The 17756-nt window shown below is 76.3% G+C and carries 2 protein-coding genes and 1 pseudogene; 1 reads left to right on the forward strand and 2 read right to left on the reverse strand.

What is annotated here, in order from left to right; all coding sequences use genetic code 11:
- Positions 1-75 precede the first annotated feature (75 nt).
- Complete coding sequence (locus tag JOF41_RS18605) at positions 76-2463, forward strand: BTAD domain-containing putative transcriptional regulator (RefSeq protein ID WP_209620776.1); 2388 nt, start codon at positions 76-78, stop codon at positions 2461-2463.
- A 254-nt stretch (positions 2464-2717) separates the two neighbouring features.
- Here the strand turns inward: JOF41_RS18605 and JOF41_RS18610 are convergent.
- Positions 2718-8645 (reverse strand): annotated as a pseudogene (locus JOF41_RS18610) (thioester reductase domain-containing protein); the annotation flags it as partial.
- A 45-nt stretch (positions 8646-8690) separates the two neighbouring features.
- Complete coding sequence (locus JOF41_RS18615) at positions 8691-17753, reverse strand: type I polyketide synthase (RefSeq protein WP_209620782.1); 9063 nt, start codon at positions 17751-17753, stop codon at positions 8691-8693.
- Between the last annotated feature and the right edge of the window lie 3 nt (positions 17754-17756).

The following is a 17756-nucleotide window of genomic DNA, read 5'->3' on the forward strand; positions in this document are numbered from 1 at the left end:
GACCGCCCGCTCCCGCGGGTCCAGGCCCCACAAGGGCTATTCCACGCACTCCCATCGAACCGTGGGGGAAGTCAGATGAAATTCCGACTGCTCGGCCCGCTTGAGGTCGTCCACGACGGGCGGCCGGTACCGCTGGGTGGGGTCAAGCAGCGTGCCACCCTGGGTTTCCTGTTACTGAAGGCCAACCACGTCACGCCGACCAGCCACCTGCTCGACGCCCTGTGGCCGAACGAGGACCTGCCCGCCTCGGCCAAGAAGATCCTGCAGAACGCGGTGTGGAGCCTGCGGGCGCTGCTGGCCGCCGACGAGTCGCCGACCGCGCCGGAGCTGCTGACCCGCGCGCCCGGCTACGTGCTGCGGGTGGACCCCGAGCAGGTCGACCTGTTCGAGTTCCACCGCATGGCCGAGCAGGGGCGTGCGGAGCTGGCCGCGGGCACGCCGGAGCGCGCCGCCCGGACCCTGCGGGAGGCGCTGGCGACCTGGCGCGGCGACCCCTTGGCGGACCTGGTCGAGGCCGGGATCACCTGGCCGGAGCTGACCGGGGTGGCCAACGCCCGCCGCGACGTGCTGGAGGACTACTTCGAGGCCGAGCTGGCCTGCGGCGGGCACCAGGCGGTGCTGGGCGAGCTGGAGGCGATGGTCGAAGCCGAACCGCTGCGGGAGCGCTGCTGCGGTCAGCTCATGCTGGCGCTGTACCGGTGCGGCAGGCACGCCGACGCGCTCACCGTCTACAGCAGGCTGCGCAGGCACCTGGTGACCGACCTGGGGTTGGAGCCGGGGCCCGCGCTGCAGAAGCTCCAGCAGGCCATCCTCGGGCACGACCCGTCGCTGGCGCTGCCCGAGCGGGAGCAGGTGGTGGCGGTCCCCGCCGCGCCCGAGTCGGCCACCACGGCGCGCGACGCGGCGGCGCTGCCGGACCCGGCGCTGATCCCCTTCCAGCCCACCGGGGAGAACCCGCGCCACCAGCACATGACCGTGGCGCTGGTCCAGGCGTGGCTGCGCCCGGACGCCGCGGACGCCACGACCGCCCCGGAGGAGGTCGACCACGCGCTGGCCGCGGCGTCGGCCATGGTGCGCGCGGGCATCGAGGAGCTGGGCGGCACCGTGGCCACGTCCATCGGCTCGGCCTCGCTGGCGCTGTTCGGCCACCCCCACGCCCGAGCGGACCAGGAGGCGTGGGCGGTGCGGGCCGCGCTGGCGCTGCGGGACTGCCTGGCCTCCTCCCAGCTGGTCGTGCACATCGCGCTGACCACCGGCAACGCCCTGGTCGAGTGGTGCCAGGAGAGCCGCCCCGGCACGCCCGCGGTGAGCGGGACGCTGGTCGACCGGGTGCGGCAGCTGATCAACCACGTGCCCGAGGGCGAGGTGTGGATCTGCGACCGCACCAAGGCGCTGGCGGGCGAGGCCGTGGTGTGCGCACCCGCCGACAGCGGCGCGTGGCGGGTGGAGGGCGCGGCGCCCGCCAAGGCGGGCGACGGCGAGCACGACAGCGACTTGGCGCTGGTCCGCAACCTGCTCAGCCGCACGGTGCAGCGCGACACCCCCCACCTGGTCACCGTGCTCGGTGAGCCGGACGAGGCGATGCGCTCCTTCATCGCGGGCGTGGAGCGCTGCGTCGAGCAGGAACCCGCGCAACCGCTGCTGCTCACCGGGGTGGTGTCCGCGGAGGACGACCTGGCCGCCGCGGCCCAGGTGCTCACCTCCTACTGCGGCATCGAGCCGGACGAGCCGCTGGACTCGGCGCGGGCGAAGCTGGTCCGGGCGTGCAGGCAGGTCATCGGCGTCGACCGGCACGCCGACTGGCAGGCGACCCGGCTGCTGCGCCTGCTGCGCTCCCCGCAGCGCACCGAGCTGCCCGCGGGCCCGGCCCCGCGCGCCGTGCTGGCCGCGTGGCGGGGACTGCTCAAGCTGGCCGCGCTGCGCAGGCCGCTGGTGCTGGAGCTGCGCGACCTGCACCTGGCGGGCGACGACCTGCTGGACGCGGTGGAGTGCCTGGTGGACACCACCGAGCAGACCGCGCCGCTGATGGTCGTGGTGTCGGCGCGGCTGTCGCTGCTGGACCGCAGACCGGACTGGGGTGGCGGCAAGCGGCACGCCGCGTCGATCACGCTGACCCCGCAGCCGGGACGCAGCCCCGGTGGGCTGCGGCGGGCGATGCTGCTGGCCGCGGACGAGCGGACGGGCAGGCTGCTGTTCCAACCGAGGCTGTCCGACCCGCCTCGGGTGGTGCACCGGCAGCTGCTGCGGTCGCGCTGCCCGCAGAAGGTCGAGCTGAGCGCCATGGACGACGGCGACCACCGCACCACCCAGCGCCTCGACCACCGAGGCGACCACCGCGGTGACGTCGAGGTGCTGCTGGGCGGCACCTGCGGTGTGCTGACCGCCTCTTCGGCGTACGGCCGTCTCGGCGGCCCCGCCGGTCGCGCTCTCGGGCTCCACCCCCCTGCCGTCACCGACAACTGATCCACCTGGTTCCCCACGCTGACGACGCTGCGCGCCAACGGCGACGCGCAGCGCAGACCAGCGGGCGGACAACGCCCATCACCTCCTCGCGGATTCCCCAGCACCACTTCTCAGCGCCACTTCTCAGCGGCGTTTCCCGCGGCGTTTCCCGCGGCACTTCTCAGCGGCGCCTTCCCGGCAGCCCCTTCGCGCCCCGCCCCGGATCGCGGGCGAGCGGTGGGCCCGCCGAGCCGCAGCCCGGCGGGCCCACCCGGTCACCGACTCCCACCCGCCGCCGGGTAGTAGCCGGTCTCGGCGAAGAAGCGGATGTAGGTGTCCACCAGCTCGGCGGTGATCGGCGGGCACTGGATGCCGGTGCCCTCCAGCGCCTGCTCGGTCTTCGACACGTCCACCAGCGGGTAGAACGCGGCGCTGTCGGAGGTCATCAGGTCGAACGCGTCCAGCAGCGGGATCAGCGCGTTGTCCCGGTCGGCCAGCACCGCGGCCCGCCACTGCTCCCAGTCCCGCTCCGCCAGCGGGTAGCCGTGGGCGCGCAGCCGCTCCACGATGGTCTGCCAGCGCACCTGGCCGGGGTTGTAGATGTGGTGGGTGGCCCCGGAGGTGGCGGACAGCGCCACCACCGCGGCGGTGGCGTAGTCCACCGGCACCATCGGCACCGCGCCGCTGAGCCCGCGCGGCACCGCCCCGGCCTGGATCAGGCCCTTGGTGCTCAGCCAGACGAAGTCCCTGGTCTGGCAGGCGCCGCTGCGCTGGTCGCCGGAGACCAGGTCGACCCGGTAGACCGACACCGGCAGCCCCCGCTCGCGGGCCAGCCCGACCACCTGCTCGGCCACCCACTTGCTGCGCAGGTAGCCGCTGGGCAGCTCGCGCGCCGGGCCGGTCGGGTCGTCCACCCGCAGCGGCACGCCCGGCTCGCGGGCGCCCGCGAAGACGCCGGTGGTGGACAGGTGGTGGACCGGCACGGTGCGGTGCCGCGCGGCCAGGCGCAGCACCTCCTGGGTGCCGTGCACGTTGGCGGCCTTGAGGTCCTGGTACGGGCGCAGCCAGTTCACCGTCGCACCCGCGTGGTAGACCGCGTCCACGGTGCGGGCCAGGTGGTCGAAGACCTCCTCGGCCAGCCCCAGCCGGGGCTTGGCCAGGTCGCCGGGCACCACCCGCACGCGGGAGGTGTCGACCTCGTCCCGCAGCCGGTACCAGCGCAGGTTGGCCTCCAGCTTGGCCAGCCCCGCCGCCTCGTCCTCGGCGCGCACCAGGCAGTGCACGGTGGCCTCGGAGGCGCGCAGCAGCTCCCGCAGCAGGAACGCGCCGAGGAAGCCGGTGGCCCCGGTCAGCAGCACGTGCGAGGGCGCGGAGACGGTGCGCACGACCTCGGCGGCGGGCCGGATGTCGTCGGGCAGCACCACCTCGGCCTCGTAGTCGACCTCCGCCGGACCCGCCGCGCCCGCCAGGAACGCGGCCAGCGCGCTCGGCGTGGGGTGGTCGAACACCACCGTGGCGGGCAGCGCCAGGCCGGTCGCGGCGGCCACCCGGTTGCGCAGCTCCACCGACAGCAGGGAGTCGAAGCCCAGGTCGGGGAACGGCTTGTCCGGCACCGGCGCGCTCAGCCCCAGCACCGAGGCGACCTCGGCGTGCACCAGCTCGGTGACCACCCGCCGCCGCTCGTCCTCCGGCAGCTCGGCCAGGTCCGGCGTCGGCGCGCCGTTGCGGGCGCCCGGCCGGACCGTCGGCAGCAGGGTGCGCAGCAGCGGCGGGGCCTGGTCCGGGCGGGCCCGCAGGGCGGTCAGGTCCAGCGGCACGGCGACCACGGCGGTCGCGCCCAGCGCCGCGTCCAGCATGGCCAGGCCCTGCTCGGTGGCCACCGGCCGGAACCCGGCCTTGGCGATGCGGGCGCGGTCGGCGTCGGTCAGCTCCGCGGTGATGCCGCTGGTCCGCTCCCACAGGCCCCAGGCGATCGAGGTGGCCGGCAGCCCCAGCGCGCGGCGGTGCTCGGCCAGCGCGTCCAGGTAGGCGTTGGCCGCGGCGTAGTTGCCCTGGCCCGCGCCGCCGATGACGCCCGCGATCGAGGAGAACAGCACGAACGCGCTCAGGTCGTGGGAGCGGGTCAGCTCGTGCAGGTGCCTGGCCGCGTCGGCCTTGGGCCGCAGCACGGTGTCCAGGCGCTGCGGGGTCAGGTCGTCCACCAGGCCGTCGTCGATCACGCCCGCGGTGTGCACCACGCCGGTCAGCCGGTGCCGCTCCAGCAGCGCGGCCACCTGGTCGCGGTCGGCGACGTCGCAGGCTTCCACGCGCACCCGCGCGCCCAGCGCCGACAGCTCGTCGACCAGTTCGGCCGCGCCCGGCGAGTCCGGGCCCCGGCGGCTGGTCAGCACCAGCTCGCGCACGCCGTGCGCGGCCACCAGGTGCCGCGCCACCAGCGCGCCCAGCGCACCGGTGCCGCCGGTGACCAGGACGGTGCCCTCGGGGTTCCACGGCTGCCTGGGCAGTCGCGCGGGCCGCAGCTTCGGCAGGTGCGCCACCCCGCCGCGCACCACGACCTGCGGCGCGCCGGAGGCCACCACGGCCGCGAGCAGCTCGTCGGTGGCGGAGTCCGCGTCCACCAGGGTGATCCGGCCCGGCTGCTCGGACTGCGCCGAGCGGGCGAGGCCCCACAGCGCGGCACCGTCCACATCGGACACGTCCGGGCCGACCGCGCCGGAGGTCACCGCCACCAGCCGCTCGCCGCCGCGCAGGTCGGCCAGCGCGCCCGCGAGCCGGGTGCGCAGGTCCGCGCCCGGCGTCCAGCGCACCACGCGCGGCAGGTCCTCGGCGGGCGCGGGCAGCGCCACCGGCTCCCACACCACCTCCAGCAGCGCGTCGGCGGGGCGCAGCAGCCCCTCGGCCACCTCCCGCGCCGCCACGGGGGCCACCTCGACGGCCCCGACGGTGGCCACCGGGGCACCGCTGGGGTCGGCCAGCAGCAGCCCGCCGCCCTCGGTCACCCTGGCCCGCAGCGAGGCCGCGCCCACGGCGTGCAGCTCGACGTCGCGCCACCGCACGGCCTCCCCGTCGCCGACCAGGCGCACCGCGCGGTCCAGCAGGGTGGGGTGCAGCCCGAACCCGCCCGGCTCGACGCCCTCGACCTCGGTCCACGGCCCGTCGCCGAACGCGGGCTTCGGACCGGCCGGGGCCAGCCGCCCGACCGCGTGCCGCGTCCACCCGCCGTCCAGTCGCGAGTGGACGGTCACCTCGTCGCCGCAGACCCGGACCTGCAGCCGCACGCCGCGCTCGGGCACCACCACGGGCGCGGTCACCTCCAGCAGCGCCAGCCTGGGCAGCCCCACCTCGTCGCCCGCCCGGATCGCCAGCTCCACCAGCGCCGAGGAGGGCAGCACCGCCGCGCCCCGCGCGCGGTGGCGCTCCAGCCACGGCTGGGTGCGCGGGGAGACCACGCCGGTGAGCACGACCTCGTCCGCGCCCGCCACCGGGACGGCCGCACCGAGCAGCGGGTGCCCGGCGTCGACCAGCCCGAACTCGCCCGCGTCCCGCGCCTCGACGTGCGAGACCCAGTACCGCTGCCGCTGGAACGGGTAGGTGGGCAGCGGGACCGCACGCGCGCCGCTGCCGTCGAAGAAGGCCCGCCAGTCCACGGCGACGCCGTTGGCGTGCAGCGCGGCCACGCCCGCCGCCAGGCCGCCGCCGGAGCGCTGCAGCGCCACCGCGGCCACGCCGTCGACGGTGTCGCGCACCATCGAGGTCAGCACCGCCTCCGGGCCGACCTCCACGAAGGTGGTCACGCCCTCCTTGGCCAGCGCCCGCACGCAGTCGGCGAACCGCACCGCCTCCCGCACGTGCCGCACCCAGTAGTCCGGGGAGCGCAGCAGGTCGCTGCCCGCCGGGGCGCCGGTCACGTTCGACACCACCGGGATGGTCGGCGCGTGGTAGGTCACCCGCGCGGCCACCTGGCGGAACGGCTCCAGCGCGGGCTCCATGCGCGCGGAGTGGAAGGCGTGGCTGACGGTGAGCCGCTTGGTCCGCCTGCCGCGCTCCCGCAGCCGCGCCTCCAGCGCCAGCACCTGGTCCTCGTCGCCGGAGACCACCACCGCGGCCGGGCCGTTGATCGCGGCGATCCCGACGCCGGGGGTCAGCAGCGGCTCGACCTCCTCGGGCGGCGCGGCCACCGCGCCCATCGCGCCGCCGTCGGGCAGCTCGTCGATGAGCCGGGCGCGGGCGGCGACCAGCGCGCAGGCGTCCTCCAGGGAGAACACCCCGGCCACGTGCGCGGCGGTCAGCTCGCCCAGCGAGTGGCCCGCCACGCAGTCCGGCCGCACGCCCCACGACTCCAGCAGCCGGAACAGCGCCACCTCGAAGGCGAACAGCGCGGGCTGGGTGTAGCGGGTGCGGTGCAGCTCCTCGGAGCCGCCGAACACGACCTCCTTCAGCGGCTTGGGCAGGTGCGGGTCCAGCAGCGCGCACGCCGCGTCGAACGCCTCGGCGAACACCGGGTAGCGCTCGTGCAGCTCGCGGCCCATGCCCGCGCGCTGTGCGCCCTGGCCGGTGAACAGGAACGCGGTCCGGCCCGGCGGCGGCACCGGCGCGCCGCCCGCGAACCCGTCCAGCGCGGCCAGCAGCGACTCCCGGTCGGCCGCGACCACCGCGCCCCGGTGCTCCAGCGCCGCGCGCGTGGTGGCCAGCGAGAACGCCACGTCGGCCGGGTCGGCCTCGGGGTGCGCGGCCACGTGCTCGCGCAGCCGGGCGGCCTGCGCGCGCAGCGCCTCCGGGCTGCGCGCGGACAACAGGAACGGCCACTCCCCCGGCGCCTTCGGCGCGTCCTGCGGCTCGGGCGCGGGCACGTGCTCCAGCACCACGTGGGCGTTGGTGCCGCTGACGCCGAACGAGGACACCGCCGAGCGGCGCGCCCGGTTCGCCGAGGGCCACGGGCGCGCCTGGGACAGCAGCTCCACCTTGCCCGCCGACCAGTCCACCACCGGGGTCGGCTCCTGCACGTGCAGGGTGCGCGGCGCGACGCCGTGCCGCATCGCCTCCACCATCTTGATGACCCCGCCCACGCCCGCGGCGGCGACGCTGTGCCCGATGTTGGACTTCAGCGAGCCCAGCAGCAGCGGCTCGGTGCGGCCCTGGCCGTAGGTGGCCAGCAGGGCCTGCGCCTCGATGGGGTCGCCCAGCCGGGTGCCGGTGCCGTGCGCCTCGACCACGTCCACGTCGGCCGGGGCCAGCCTGGCGTCGGCCAGCGCGTCCCGGATCACCCGCTCCTGCGCGGGTCCGTTGGGCGCGGTCAGGCCGTTGGACGCGCCGTCCTGGTTCACGGCGGTGCCGCGCACCACCGCCAGCACCGGGTGGCCGTTGCGGCGGGCGTCGGACAGCCGCTCCAGCAGCAGCAGGCCCACGCCCTCCGACCAGCCGGTGCCGTCGGCGGTGCTGGAGAAGGACTTGCACCGGCCGTCCGGCGCCAGCCCGCGCTGGCGGGAGAAGTCCACGTACCCGGTGGGCGAGCCGTAGACCGTGCTGCCGCCCGCCAGCGCCAGGTTCGACTCGCCCTCGCGCAGCGACCGCACCGCCAGGTGCAGCGCCACCAGCGAGGAGGAGCACGCGGTGTCGACGGTGACCGCGGGCCCCTCCAAGCCGAAGGTGTAGGCCACGCGGCCGGAGGCGACGCTGCTGAGCTTGCCGGTCATCAGGAAGCCCTCCAGCTCCTCCGGCCCGGCCAGGCCCAGGTAGCTCTGCTCCCCCACGCCCGCGAACACGCCGGTGCGGGTGCCGCGCAGCGCGGTCGGGTCGATGCCCGCGCGCTCGAACAGCTCCCACGCCGTCTCCAGCAGCACCCGCTGCTGCGGGTCCATGCCCAGCGCCTCGCGCGGGGAGATGCCGAAGAAGGCCGCGTCGAACTCGGTGGCGTGCGCCAGGAACCCGCCTTCGCGGGTGTAGCTGCGGCCGGGCGTGCCGGGTTCGGGGTCGTAGAGGCGCTCCACGTCCCAGCCCCGGTCCCGCGGCCACGGCGTGATGGCGTCACCGCCGCTCTCGACCAGCCGCCACAGGTCCTCGGGCGAGGCGACGCCGCCGGGGTAGCGGCACGCCATCGCCACGATCGCCACCGGCTCGGGCTCGGCCGCCTCCAGCTCGGCGATGCGCTCCTTGGCCTGCTGGAGCTCGGCCGTCACCCACTTCAGGTACTCGGCCAACCGTTCCTCGTTGGACACCGGGTTTCCTTTCCTGCTCGGGCGGTCGACCGGTCACCGCGCGACGCGGCCGAGCTGGTTGTCGATGAAGTCGAACAGCTCGCTGGTGGAGGCGGCGGCGAAGTCCGGGCGGACCCGGTCGGTGTCCGACCCGGCCGCGGCCTCGTTCCAGCGGGACAGGATCGTGCGCAACCGGGTGGTGATCTGGTCGCGGTGGTCGTCGTCGTGGCCGATGCCTGCCAGCACGGCCTCCAGCCGGTCCAGCTCGGCCAGCGCGGGCGGGGTCGGCTGCGCCTGCGCGGGGGCGACCCGCGCCAGCAGCACGCCGGTCAGCGCGGCGGGCGTGGGGTGGTCGAACACCAGCGTGGTCTCCAGCCGCACGCCGGTGGCCGCGGCCAGCCGGTTGCGCAGGTCCACCGCGGTCAGCGAGTCGAACCCGAGGTCGCTGAACGGCCGGTCCAGGTCCACCCGGCGCGGGTCGCCGTGCCCGAGCACCGCCGCCACCTGGGCGCGCACCACGTCCTCGGCGATGCGCCGCCGGTCGCCGTCGGCCGCGCCCGCCAGCCGCTCGGCCAGCGTGGCGGTCGCCGCCGGGCGCACCAGGTCGCGCAGCAGCGGTCCGGCGGGCAGCGCCGACAGCGGGGCGGCGACGAGCGCGGGCAGGTCCGCCCGGATCGCCGTGTCCAGCCCGGAGTCGTCCAGTGCGGAGTCGTCCAGTGCGGTGCCCTCGCCCTGGGGCAGGGCGATCGCGGTGGCGGGCGAACCCGCCTCCCGGCGCAGGCGGGCCAGCGCCTCCAGGAACGCCACCGCCGCCGCGTGGTGGGCGTGGCCGGTCGCACCCAGAGCGCCGTCCACAGTGGACACGAACACCAGTGGCCGGTCCGGCGTGACCTCGTGCAGCTCCCACGCCCGGTCCACCACCTCGCGCAGGGTCTCCTCCAGCACCTCGTCGGTCAGCGCGCCGAGCACGACGGGGGCTGGCGGCTCGACCCGGTGCACCACCGCGTCGTTGACCACCACGTCGTCCAGCGCCGCGGCGGGTTCGGCCTTGGCCAGCCGGGGGACGAACGCCTCGCCGCCGCGCACCAGCACCTGCGGCTCGCCGGCGGCCACCACCGGGGCCAGCCGCTCCGGGGAGCCGCCGACCAGCACGATCCGCTCCGGCGCCTCGACCTGCGCGGCGCGCACCAGGCCCCACACCGCGGCGATGCCGGGGTCGGCGGGGTCGGGGGTGAGCACCACCAGCCGCTCGCCGCCCTCGGCGCGGCGCCGCAGCTCGGCCAGCACCCGCCGGGTCTCGGTGCGCGCGGTGGTCAGCGGGTCGGGGCCCGCCTCGACCCGCAGCACCTCCGGCTCGGGCTCGTCGGTCGCGGGCAGCTCCACCGGCTGCCACCGCACCTCGTACAGGGGCGCGCCCAGCGCCCGGAAGGACACCTCGTCCACGCGGGCCACCTCGGCGCCCGCCTCGTCGCGGAACACGCCGCCGTCCAGCCGCACCGCCACGCCCGGCGCGGTGGGCCGCAGCCCGCGCCACACCACCGGGTCCTGGTCGTCGCGGGCGACCAGCGCCAGGTCCACCCGCGCGTCCACCACCGGCCCCTCGGCCAGCGCGCCTCGGGCGAGCTCGACCCAGCCGTCGCGCCAGGCGTGCGCGGTGACCGCGCGCCGCCCGTCCTCGGGCGCGCCGAGCTTGACCTGCACCCGCGCCTCCCGCTGCTCGGGCAGCGCGGAGATCTCCAGGTCCAGCACCGGGAAACCGACCGCGCGGCCCGCGTGCCACACCAGCTCCGCCAGGCCGGTGGCGGTGAGCGGCCCGTCGGTCAGGCCGGTGAACAGCACCTCGTCGCTGCCCGCCACGGGCACCGGCTCGCCCAGCACGGGGTGGCCGGACCCGCCGCGCCTGCGCGCGGTGAGCCAGTACCGCTCCCGCTGGAACGGGTAGGTCGGCAGCACCGCCTTGCGGCCGGGGAAGGCCGACCAGTCCACCGCCACGCCCCTGGCCCCCAGGTGCGCAAACAGCTCCACCGCGGTCAGCCGCTCGGAGCGGTCTCGGCGCAGCGCGGGCAGCGCGGCCGAGCCCTCCGGCAGCACCTCGTCGAGCAGTCCGGACAGCACCGCGTCCGGGCCCAGCTCGACGAAGGTGGTCACGCCCGCCTCCACCAGCCGTCGCGCGGCGTCGGCCCAGCGGACGGTTTCGCGCACGTGCCGCACCCAGTACTCGGGGTCGGTCCAGTCGCCGTCGCGGGAGACCGAGGACACCACCGGCAGGGTCGGCGCGCGGAACTCCAGGCCGCGCACGACTTCGCGGAAGTCGTCCAGCATGGGGTCCATCAGCGGCGAGTGGAAGGCGTGGCTGACGGTCAACCGCTTGCCCCGCAAGCCCTCCGCCGCCCGCAGCACCGCTTCCTCGACACCGGAGAGCACGATCGAGCGCGGCCCGTTGACCGCCGCGACGGCCACACCCTCGGGCAGCTCCACCTCGTCCTCGGCCGCCCGCACCGCCACCATCGCACCACCACGCGGCAGCGCCTGCATCAACCGGCCGCGCGCCTCCACCAGCTTCGCCGCGTCCGCCAGCGACAGCACACCCGCCACGTGCGCCGCGGCGATCTCGCCGATGGAGTGGCCCGCCACGAAGTCCGGGGTCACGCCCCAGGACTCCAGCAGCCGGAACAGCGCCACCTCCACCGCGAACAGCGCGGGCTGGGCGGTGCCGGTCTCGTCAAGGCCCTCACCGGATTCGATCGCCGCCCGCACCGGCAGCAGTGCGCACACCTCGTCGAAGGCCCGCGCGAACACCGGGAAGTGCTCCGCCAGCTCCAGCCCCATCCGCACGCGCTGCGAACCCTGGCCGGTGAACACGAACGCCACCCGGCCCTCGGCCACCTTCGGCAGCACCCGCGCGGAGCGCAGGTCGGCGTGCTCGGTGGCGGCCACCACCGCGCGGTGCTCCAGCAGCGCCCGGCCGGTGCCCAGGGTGTGCGCCAGGTCCGCCAGCGGCACCTCCGCCGCCGCCAGCCGGTCCAGCTGCTCGGCCAGCGCCGCCGGGGTGCGCGCGGAGACCACGACCGGCACCGGGCCCTCGGCTGGCTCGGCGGGCTGGGTCTCGGGCGCCTGCTCCAGCACGACGTGGGCGTTGGTGCCGCTGATGCCGAACGAGGACACCGCCGCCCGGCGCGGGCGGCCGGTCGACGGCCACGGGCGCTGCTCGGTCAGCAGCTCGATCGCGCCGGACCAGTCCACGTGCGGGGTGGGCTCGTCCACGTGCAGGGTGCGCGGCAGCACCCCGTGCCGCATCGCCTCGACCACCTTGATGATGCCGCCGACGCCCGCCGCGGCCTGCGTGTGGCCGATGTTGGACTTCAGCGAGCCAAGGGCCAGCGGTCGCTCGCGCTCACCGCCGTAGACCGCGTGCAGCGCCTCGGCCTCGATCGGGTCGCCCAGCGTGGTGCCCGTGCCGTGCGCCTCCACCAGGTCCACTTCGGACGGTCGCAGGCCCGCCGCGTCCAGCGCGGCGCGGATGACCCGCTGCTGGGACGGGCCGTTGGGGGCGGTCAGGCCGTTGGACGCGCCGTCCTGGTTGACCGCCGTGCCGCGCACCACCGCCAGCACCTGGTGGCCGTTGCGCACCGCGTCGGACAGCCGCTCCACCAGCAGCAGGCCCACGCCCTCCGACCAGCCGGTGCCGTCGGCCGCCGCGGCGAAGGGCTTGCAGCGGCCGTCCGGGGCCAGCCCGCGCTGGCGGGAGAACTCCACGAACGCCGCGGGCGTGGACATCACCGTCGCGCCGCCCGCCAGCGCCAGGTCGCACTCGCCGCGCCGCAGCGCGTTGGCCGCCAGGTGCAGCGCCACCAGCGACGACGAGCACGCCGTGTCCACCGTGATGGCCGGACCCTCCAGGCCCAGCGCGTAGGCCAGGCGGCCGGAGGCGACGCTGCCCGCCGTGCCCGCCGCCAGGTAGCCCTCCAGCTCGGCGGGCAGTGCCCCGCCGCTGCCGTAGTCGTGGTACATCAGACCGGCGAACACGCCGGTCCGGCTGCCGCGCAGCGCGGTCGGGTCGATGCCCGCGCGCTCCAGCGCCTCCCAGGCGGTCTCCAGCAGCAGCCGCTGCTGCGGGTCGGTGGCCAGCGCCTCGCGCGGCGACATGCCGAAGAAGTCGGCGTCGAACAGGTCCGCGTCGTGCAGGAACCCGCCCTCGCGCGCGTAGCTCGTGCCGATCCGCTCCGGGTCGGGGTCGTAGAGGTTGTCCAGGTCCCAACCGCGATTGGTCGGGAAACCCGACACCGCGTCCACCCCGTCGGCCACCAACCGCCACAACTCCTCCGGCGACCGCACACCACCGGGATAGCGGCACGCCATGCCCACGATCGCGATCGGCTCGTCGGCCGGGGTGGCCTGCTTGGGCTCGGCGGCCTTCGGCGCGACCGCGCCCGCCAGGTGCCTGGCCAGCGCCGCGGGCGTCGGGTGGTCGAACACCAGCGTGGTGGACAGCCGCTGCCCGGTGGCGGTGGCCAGCCGGTTGCGCAGCTCCACCGCGGTCAGCGAGTCGAAGCCCAGTTCGGTGAACGCCCGGTCGGCCGCGACCTCGGACGGGTCGGCGTGGCCGAGCACCGCGGCGGCCTGGCCGCGCACCAGCTCGGTCAGCGCGCGCAGCCGGTCGCCCTCGGACAGCGCGGCGAACCGGTCCGCGCCCGCCTTGGGCTTGGCCCGGCGCGGGGCCAGCTCGCGCAGCGCCGGGTGCGGGTCCTCGCGCAGCGCCGCGCGGTCCAGACCGGTCACCGCCAGCACCGGCGCGTCGCCCGCGACGGCCGCGTCGAAGGCGGCCAGCGCCTCCGCCACGCCGATCGGCTTGAGGCCCAGCCGGGAGATCCGCTTGCGGTCCACTTCGGACAGACCGCCGGACAGGGCGCTGTCGGCCTCCCACAGCCCCCACGCCAGCGAGGTCGCCTTGAGGCCCTGGGCGCGGCGGTGCTCGGCCAGCGCGTCGAGGAAGGTGTTGCCCGCCGCGTAGTTGGCCTGGCCCGCCGTGCCCAGCACGCCCGCGATCGAGGAGTACAGCACGAAGGCGTCCACGTCGCCGACCAGTTCGTGCAGGTTCCAGGCCGCGTCGACCTTGGGCCGCAGCACCGCGTCCACCTGCTCGGGGGTCAGCGAGTCCAGCGTGCCGTCCTGGACCACGCCCGCGGCGTGCACGACCGCGGTGACCGGGTGCTCGGCCAGCAGCGCGGCCAGCGCGTCGCGGTCGGCCGCGTCGCACGCGGCGGCGACCACCTCGACGTCCCCGGTGATCTCCGGGACGCGCCCGCTGCGGCTGACCAGCACCAGCTTGCCCGCGCCGTGCCTGCTGACCAGGTGCTGCGCCAGCGCCGAGCCCAGCGCGCCGCTCGCGCCGGTGATCAGCACCGCGTCCCAGCGGGGCGCGGCGCCGTCGTGGCGCGGGGCGGGCACCAGGACCTGTTCGACGGCCTGGCCGTCGCGCAGGACCGCGAACCGGTCCGGGTGCTCGGCCGCGGCGCTGCGCACCAGGCCGTGCACGGCGGCGTGCGCCAGGTCGTCGTCGACCTCGACGCCGAGCCTGCCGCCGTCGCCGGCCAGCCAGTCGCGCAGCACGCCGAGCGCGTGGTGCACGGCGTGCCGCGCCCGCTCGGGCACGGTCCCCTCGCCGGTCTCCACCCGCGCGGTGGCGTCGACCCGGACCGGCGAGGTGCGCCAGGCGGGCGTGAACAGCAGCCGGTCGCCGGTCACCGCGCCGGTGGCGGGCCGCAGCACCAGCTCCTCCACCGACACCACCGGGGTGCCCGCGCTGTCGGCCAGCAGCAGCGCCGCCGACTCCGGACTGGTCGGGGTGATCCGGGCGCGCAGCGCGGTGCCCGCCGTGCCGTGGAAGCGCACGCCCCGCCAGGAGAAGGGCAGCGCGGCGGGCCGGTCGTCGTCGACCACGCCGGGCAGCAGCGGGTGCAGCGCCGCGTCGAACAGCGCCGGGTGCACCGCGAAGCCGCCCGCCTCGGGCTCCTCGGGCAGGGCGACCTCGGCGAACAGCTCCTCGCCGCGCCGCCACACCCGCCGCAGGGCGCGGAACAGCGGGCCGTAGCCGTAGCCGTGGCGCTCCACGCCCTGGTAGGAGAACTCGACCTCCTCGGCGTCCTGCGGCGGCCACGCCAGCAGGTCCTCGGCGGGCCCGGGGTCGGCGGCGGGCACGCCCGCCGCGTGCTTGGTCCACTGCTCGTCGTCGTCGAGCCGGGAGTAGATCTCCACGGCGTCGTCGGAGCGCACCACTCGCACGGTGACCACGCCGTCCTCGGGCACCACCAGCGGCGCGGTGATGGTCAGCTCGGCCAGCGCCCGGCCCGCCATCTCCGCCAGCGCGGTGCCGGGGACCACGATCGCGCCGCCCACCCGGTGCTCGGCCAGCCACGGGTGCGCGGCCCGCGACAGGGTGCCGGTGAGCACGGTCGAGCCGTCGGGCATGTCCACCGCCGCGCCCAGCAGCGGGTGCCCGGCCGAGCGCAGGCCCACGCCCGCGGCGTTGCCGCCCCGCGTCGGGCGCAGCCAGTACCGCTTGCGCTGGAAGGCGTAGGTGGGCAGGGGGACCTTGCGGGCGCCGGGGAACACCGCCGCCCAGTCCGGGTCCACCCCGCTGGTGTGCAGCGCGGCCAGCGCCTCGGCCACCGCCCGCGCCTCCGAGCGGTCCGCGCGCAGCAGCGGCACCGGCGTGATGTCCTCGAAGGCCGACGCGGTGAGCCCGGACAGCACGGCGTCCGGACCCAGCTCGACCACGGTCCGCACGCCCCGCTGCTCCAGCGCGGTCATCGCGTCGTGGAACCGCACGGTCGCGCGCACCTGCTCGACCCAGTACTCGGGGTCGGTCCAGTCCGCGTCGGGGGTCACCGTGGACACCACGGGGATCGCGGGCGCGTGGAAGGTCAGCGTCCGGGCCACCGCGCGGAAGTCGTCCAGCATCGGCTCCATCAGCGGCGAGTGGAAGGCGTGGCTGACGGTCAACCGCTTGCCCCGCAAGCCCTCCGCCGCCCGCAGCACCGCTTCCTCGACGCCGGAGAGCACGATCGAGCGCGGCCCGTTGACCGCCGCCACGGCCACACCCTCGGGCAGCTCCACCTCGTCCTCGGCCGCCCGCACCGCCACCATCGCACCACCACGCGGCAGCGCCTGCATCAACCGGCCGCGCGCCTCCACCAGCTTCGCCGCGTCCGCCAACGACAGCACACCCGCCACGTGCGCCGCGGCCAGCTCGCCGATCGAGTGGCCGACCAGGAAGTCCGGCCGCACACCCCAGGACTCCAGCAGCCGGAACAACGCCACCTCCACCGCGAACAGCGCGGGCTGAGCGACACCGGTCTCGTCAAGGCCCTCACCGGACTCGACCGCCGCCCGCACCGGCTGCTCGAAGTGCGCCAGCACCTCGTCGAGGGCGCGCGCGAACACCGGCTGGGACCGCGCCAGCTCCAAGCCCATCCCGACGCGCTGCGACCCCTGCCCGGTGAACGCGAACGCCACCTTGCCCGGTCGCGGCAGCACCGCTTCGGGGAAGTCGGCGAGGCCCACCGCCCCCGCCCGGTACGGCATGGGCGTGCGGGTGGCCAGCGTGTAGGCGACGTCGGCGGTCAGCTCGACGTCGGCGAGCCTGGCCGCCAGCTCGGCCACGGCGCGCGGGGTCTTGCCCGACAGCACCACCGGCACCGGCCCGGCGGGCGCGGCGGCGGCCTGCTCCCGCTCGACCTCCTGCTCGACCTCCTCGACGATCACGTGCGCGTTGGTGCCGCCGAAGCCGAACGAGGACACCGCGGCCCGGCGCGGCCGGTCGCCGCGCGGCCACTCGCGCGCCTCGGTCAGCAGCTCCAGCGAGCCCGCCGACCAGTCGACGTGGCGGGAGGGCTGCTCGGCGTGCAGGGTGCGCGGCGCGACGCCGTGCCGCATCGCCTGCACCACCTTGATGACGCCGCCGACGCCCGCCGCCGCCTGGGCGTGGCCGATGTTGGACTTCAGCGAGCCCAGCCACACCGGGGCGGTCCTGTCCTGGCCGTAGGTGGCCAGCACCGCGCGGGCCTCGATCGGGTCGCCCAGCTTGGTGCCCGTGCCGTGCGCCTCCACCAGGTCCACGTCCGAAGTGGACAGACCGGCCGAGGCGAGCGCCTGGCGGATCACCCGCTCCTGGGCCGGGCCGTTGGGCGCGGTCAGGCCGTTGGACGCGCCGTCGGAGTTGATCGCGCTGCCGCGCACCACCGCCAGCACGCGGTGGCCGTTGCGGCGGGCGTCGGACAGCCGCTCCAGCAGCAGCACGCCCACGCCCTCCGACCAGCCGGTGCCGTCGGCGTTGTCGGAGAAGGACTTGCAGCGCCCGTCGGCGGCCAGCCCGCGCAGCCGGGAGAACTCGACGAACGCGGTGGGCGTGGACATCACCGTCGCGCCGCCCGCCACGGCCAGCCCGCACTCGCCGCGCCGCAGCGCGTTGGCCGCCAGGTGCAGCGCCACCAGCGACGACGAGCACGCCGTGTCCACGGTCAGGGTGGGCCCCTCCAGGCCGAAGGCGTAGGCGAGGCGGCCGGAGGCGATGCTGCCCGCGCTGCCGCTGAACAGGTAGCCCTCGACCTCCTCGGCGGGCAGGTCCGGGCGCGAGCCGTAGTCGTTGTACATCACGCCGACGAACACGCCGGTCCGGCTGCCGCGCAGCGACTCCGGGTCGATGCCCGCGCCCTCCACCGCCTCCCAGGTGGTCTCCAGCAGCATCCGCTGCTGCGGGTCGGCGGCCAGCGCCTCGCGCGGCGACAGGCCGAAGAACTCGGCGTCGAACAGGTCGGCGTCGTGCAGGAAGCCGCCCTGCGCGGTGGTGGACTTGCCCACCTTCTCGGGGTCGGGGTCGTGCAGGTCGGCGGGCCAGCCCCGGTTGACCGGGAACGGACCGACCGCGTCGCGGCCCTCGGCCACCAGCCGCCACAGCTCGTCGGGCGAGGTGACGCCGCCGGGGTAGCGGCACGCCATGCCGATGATGGCGACCGGTTCCTGCTCCTTCTCCTCGACCTCCTTGAGCCTGCGGCGGGCGTCCCGCGCGTCGGCGATGGCCCGCTTCAGGTAGTCGCGGAGCTTGTCTTCGTCAGCCACGTC

Source organism: Saccharothrix coeruleofusca (assembly GCF_017876325.1).
GTDB lineage: Bacteria > Actinomycetota > Actinomycetes > Mycobacteriales > Pseudonocardiaceae > Actinosynnema > Actinosynnema coeruleofuscum.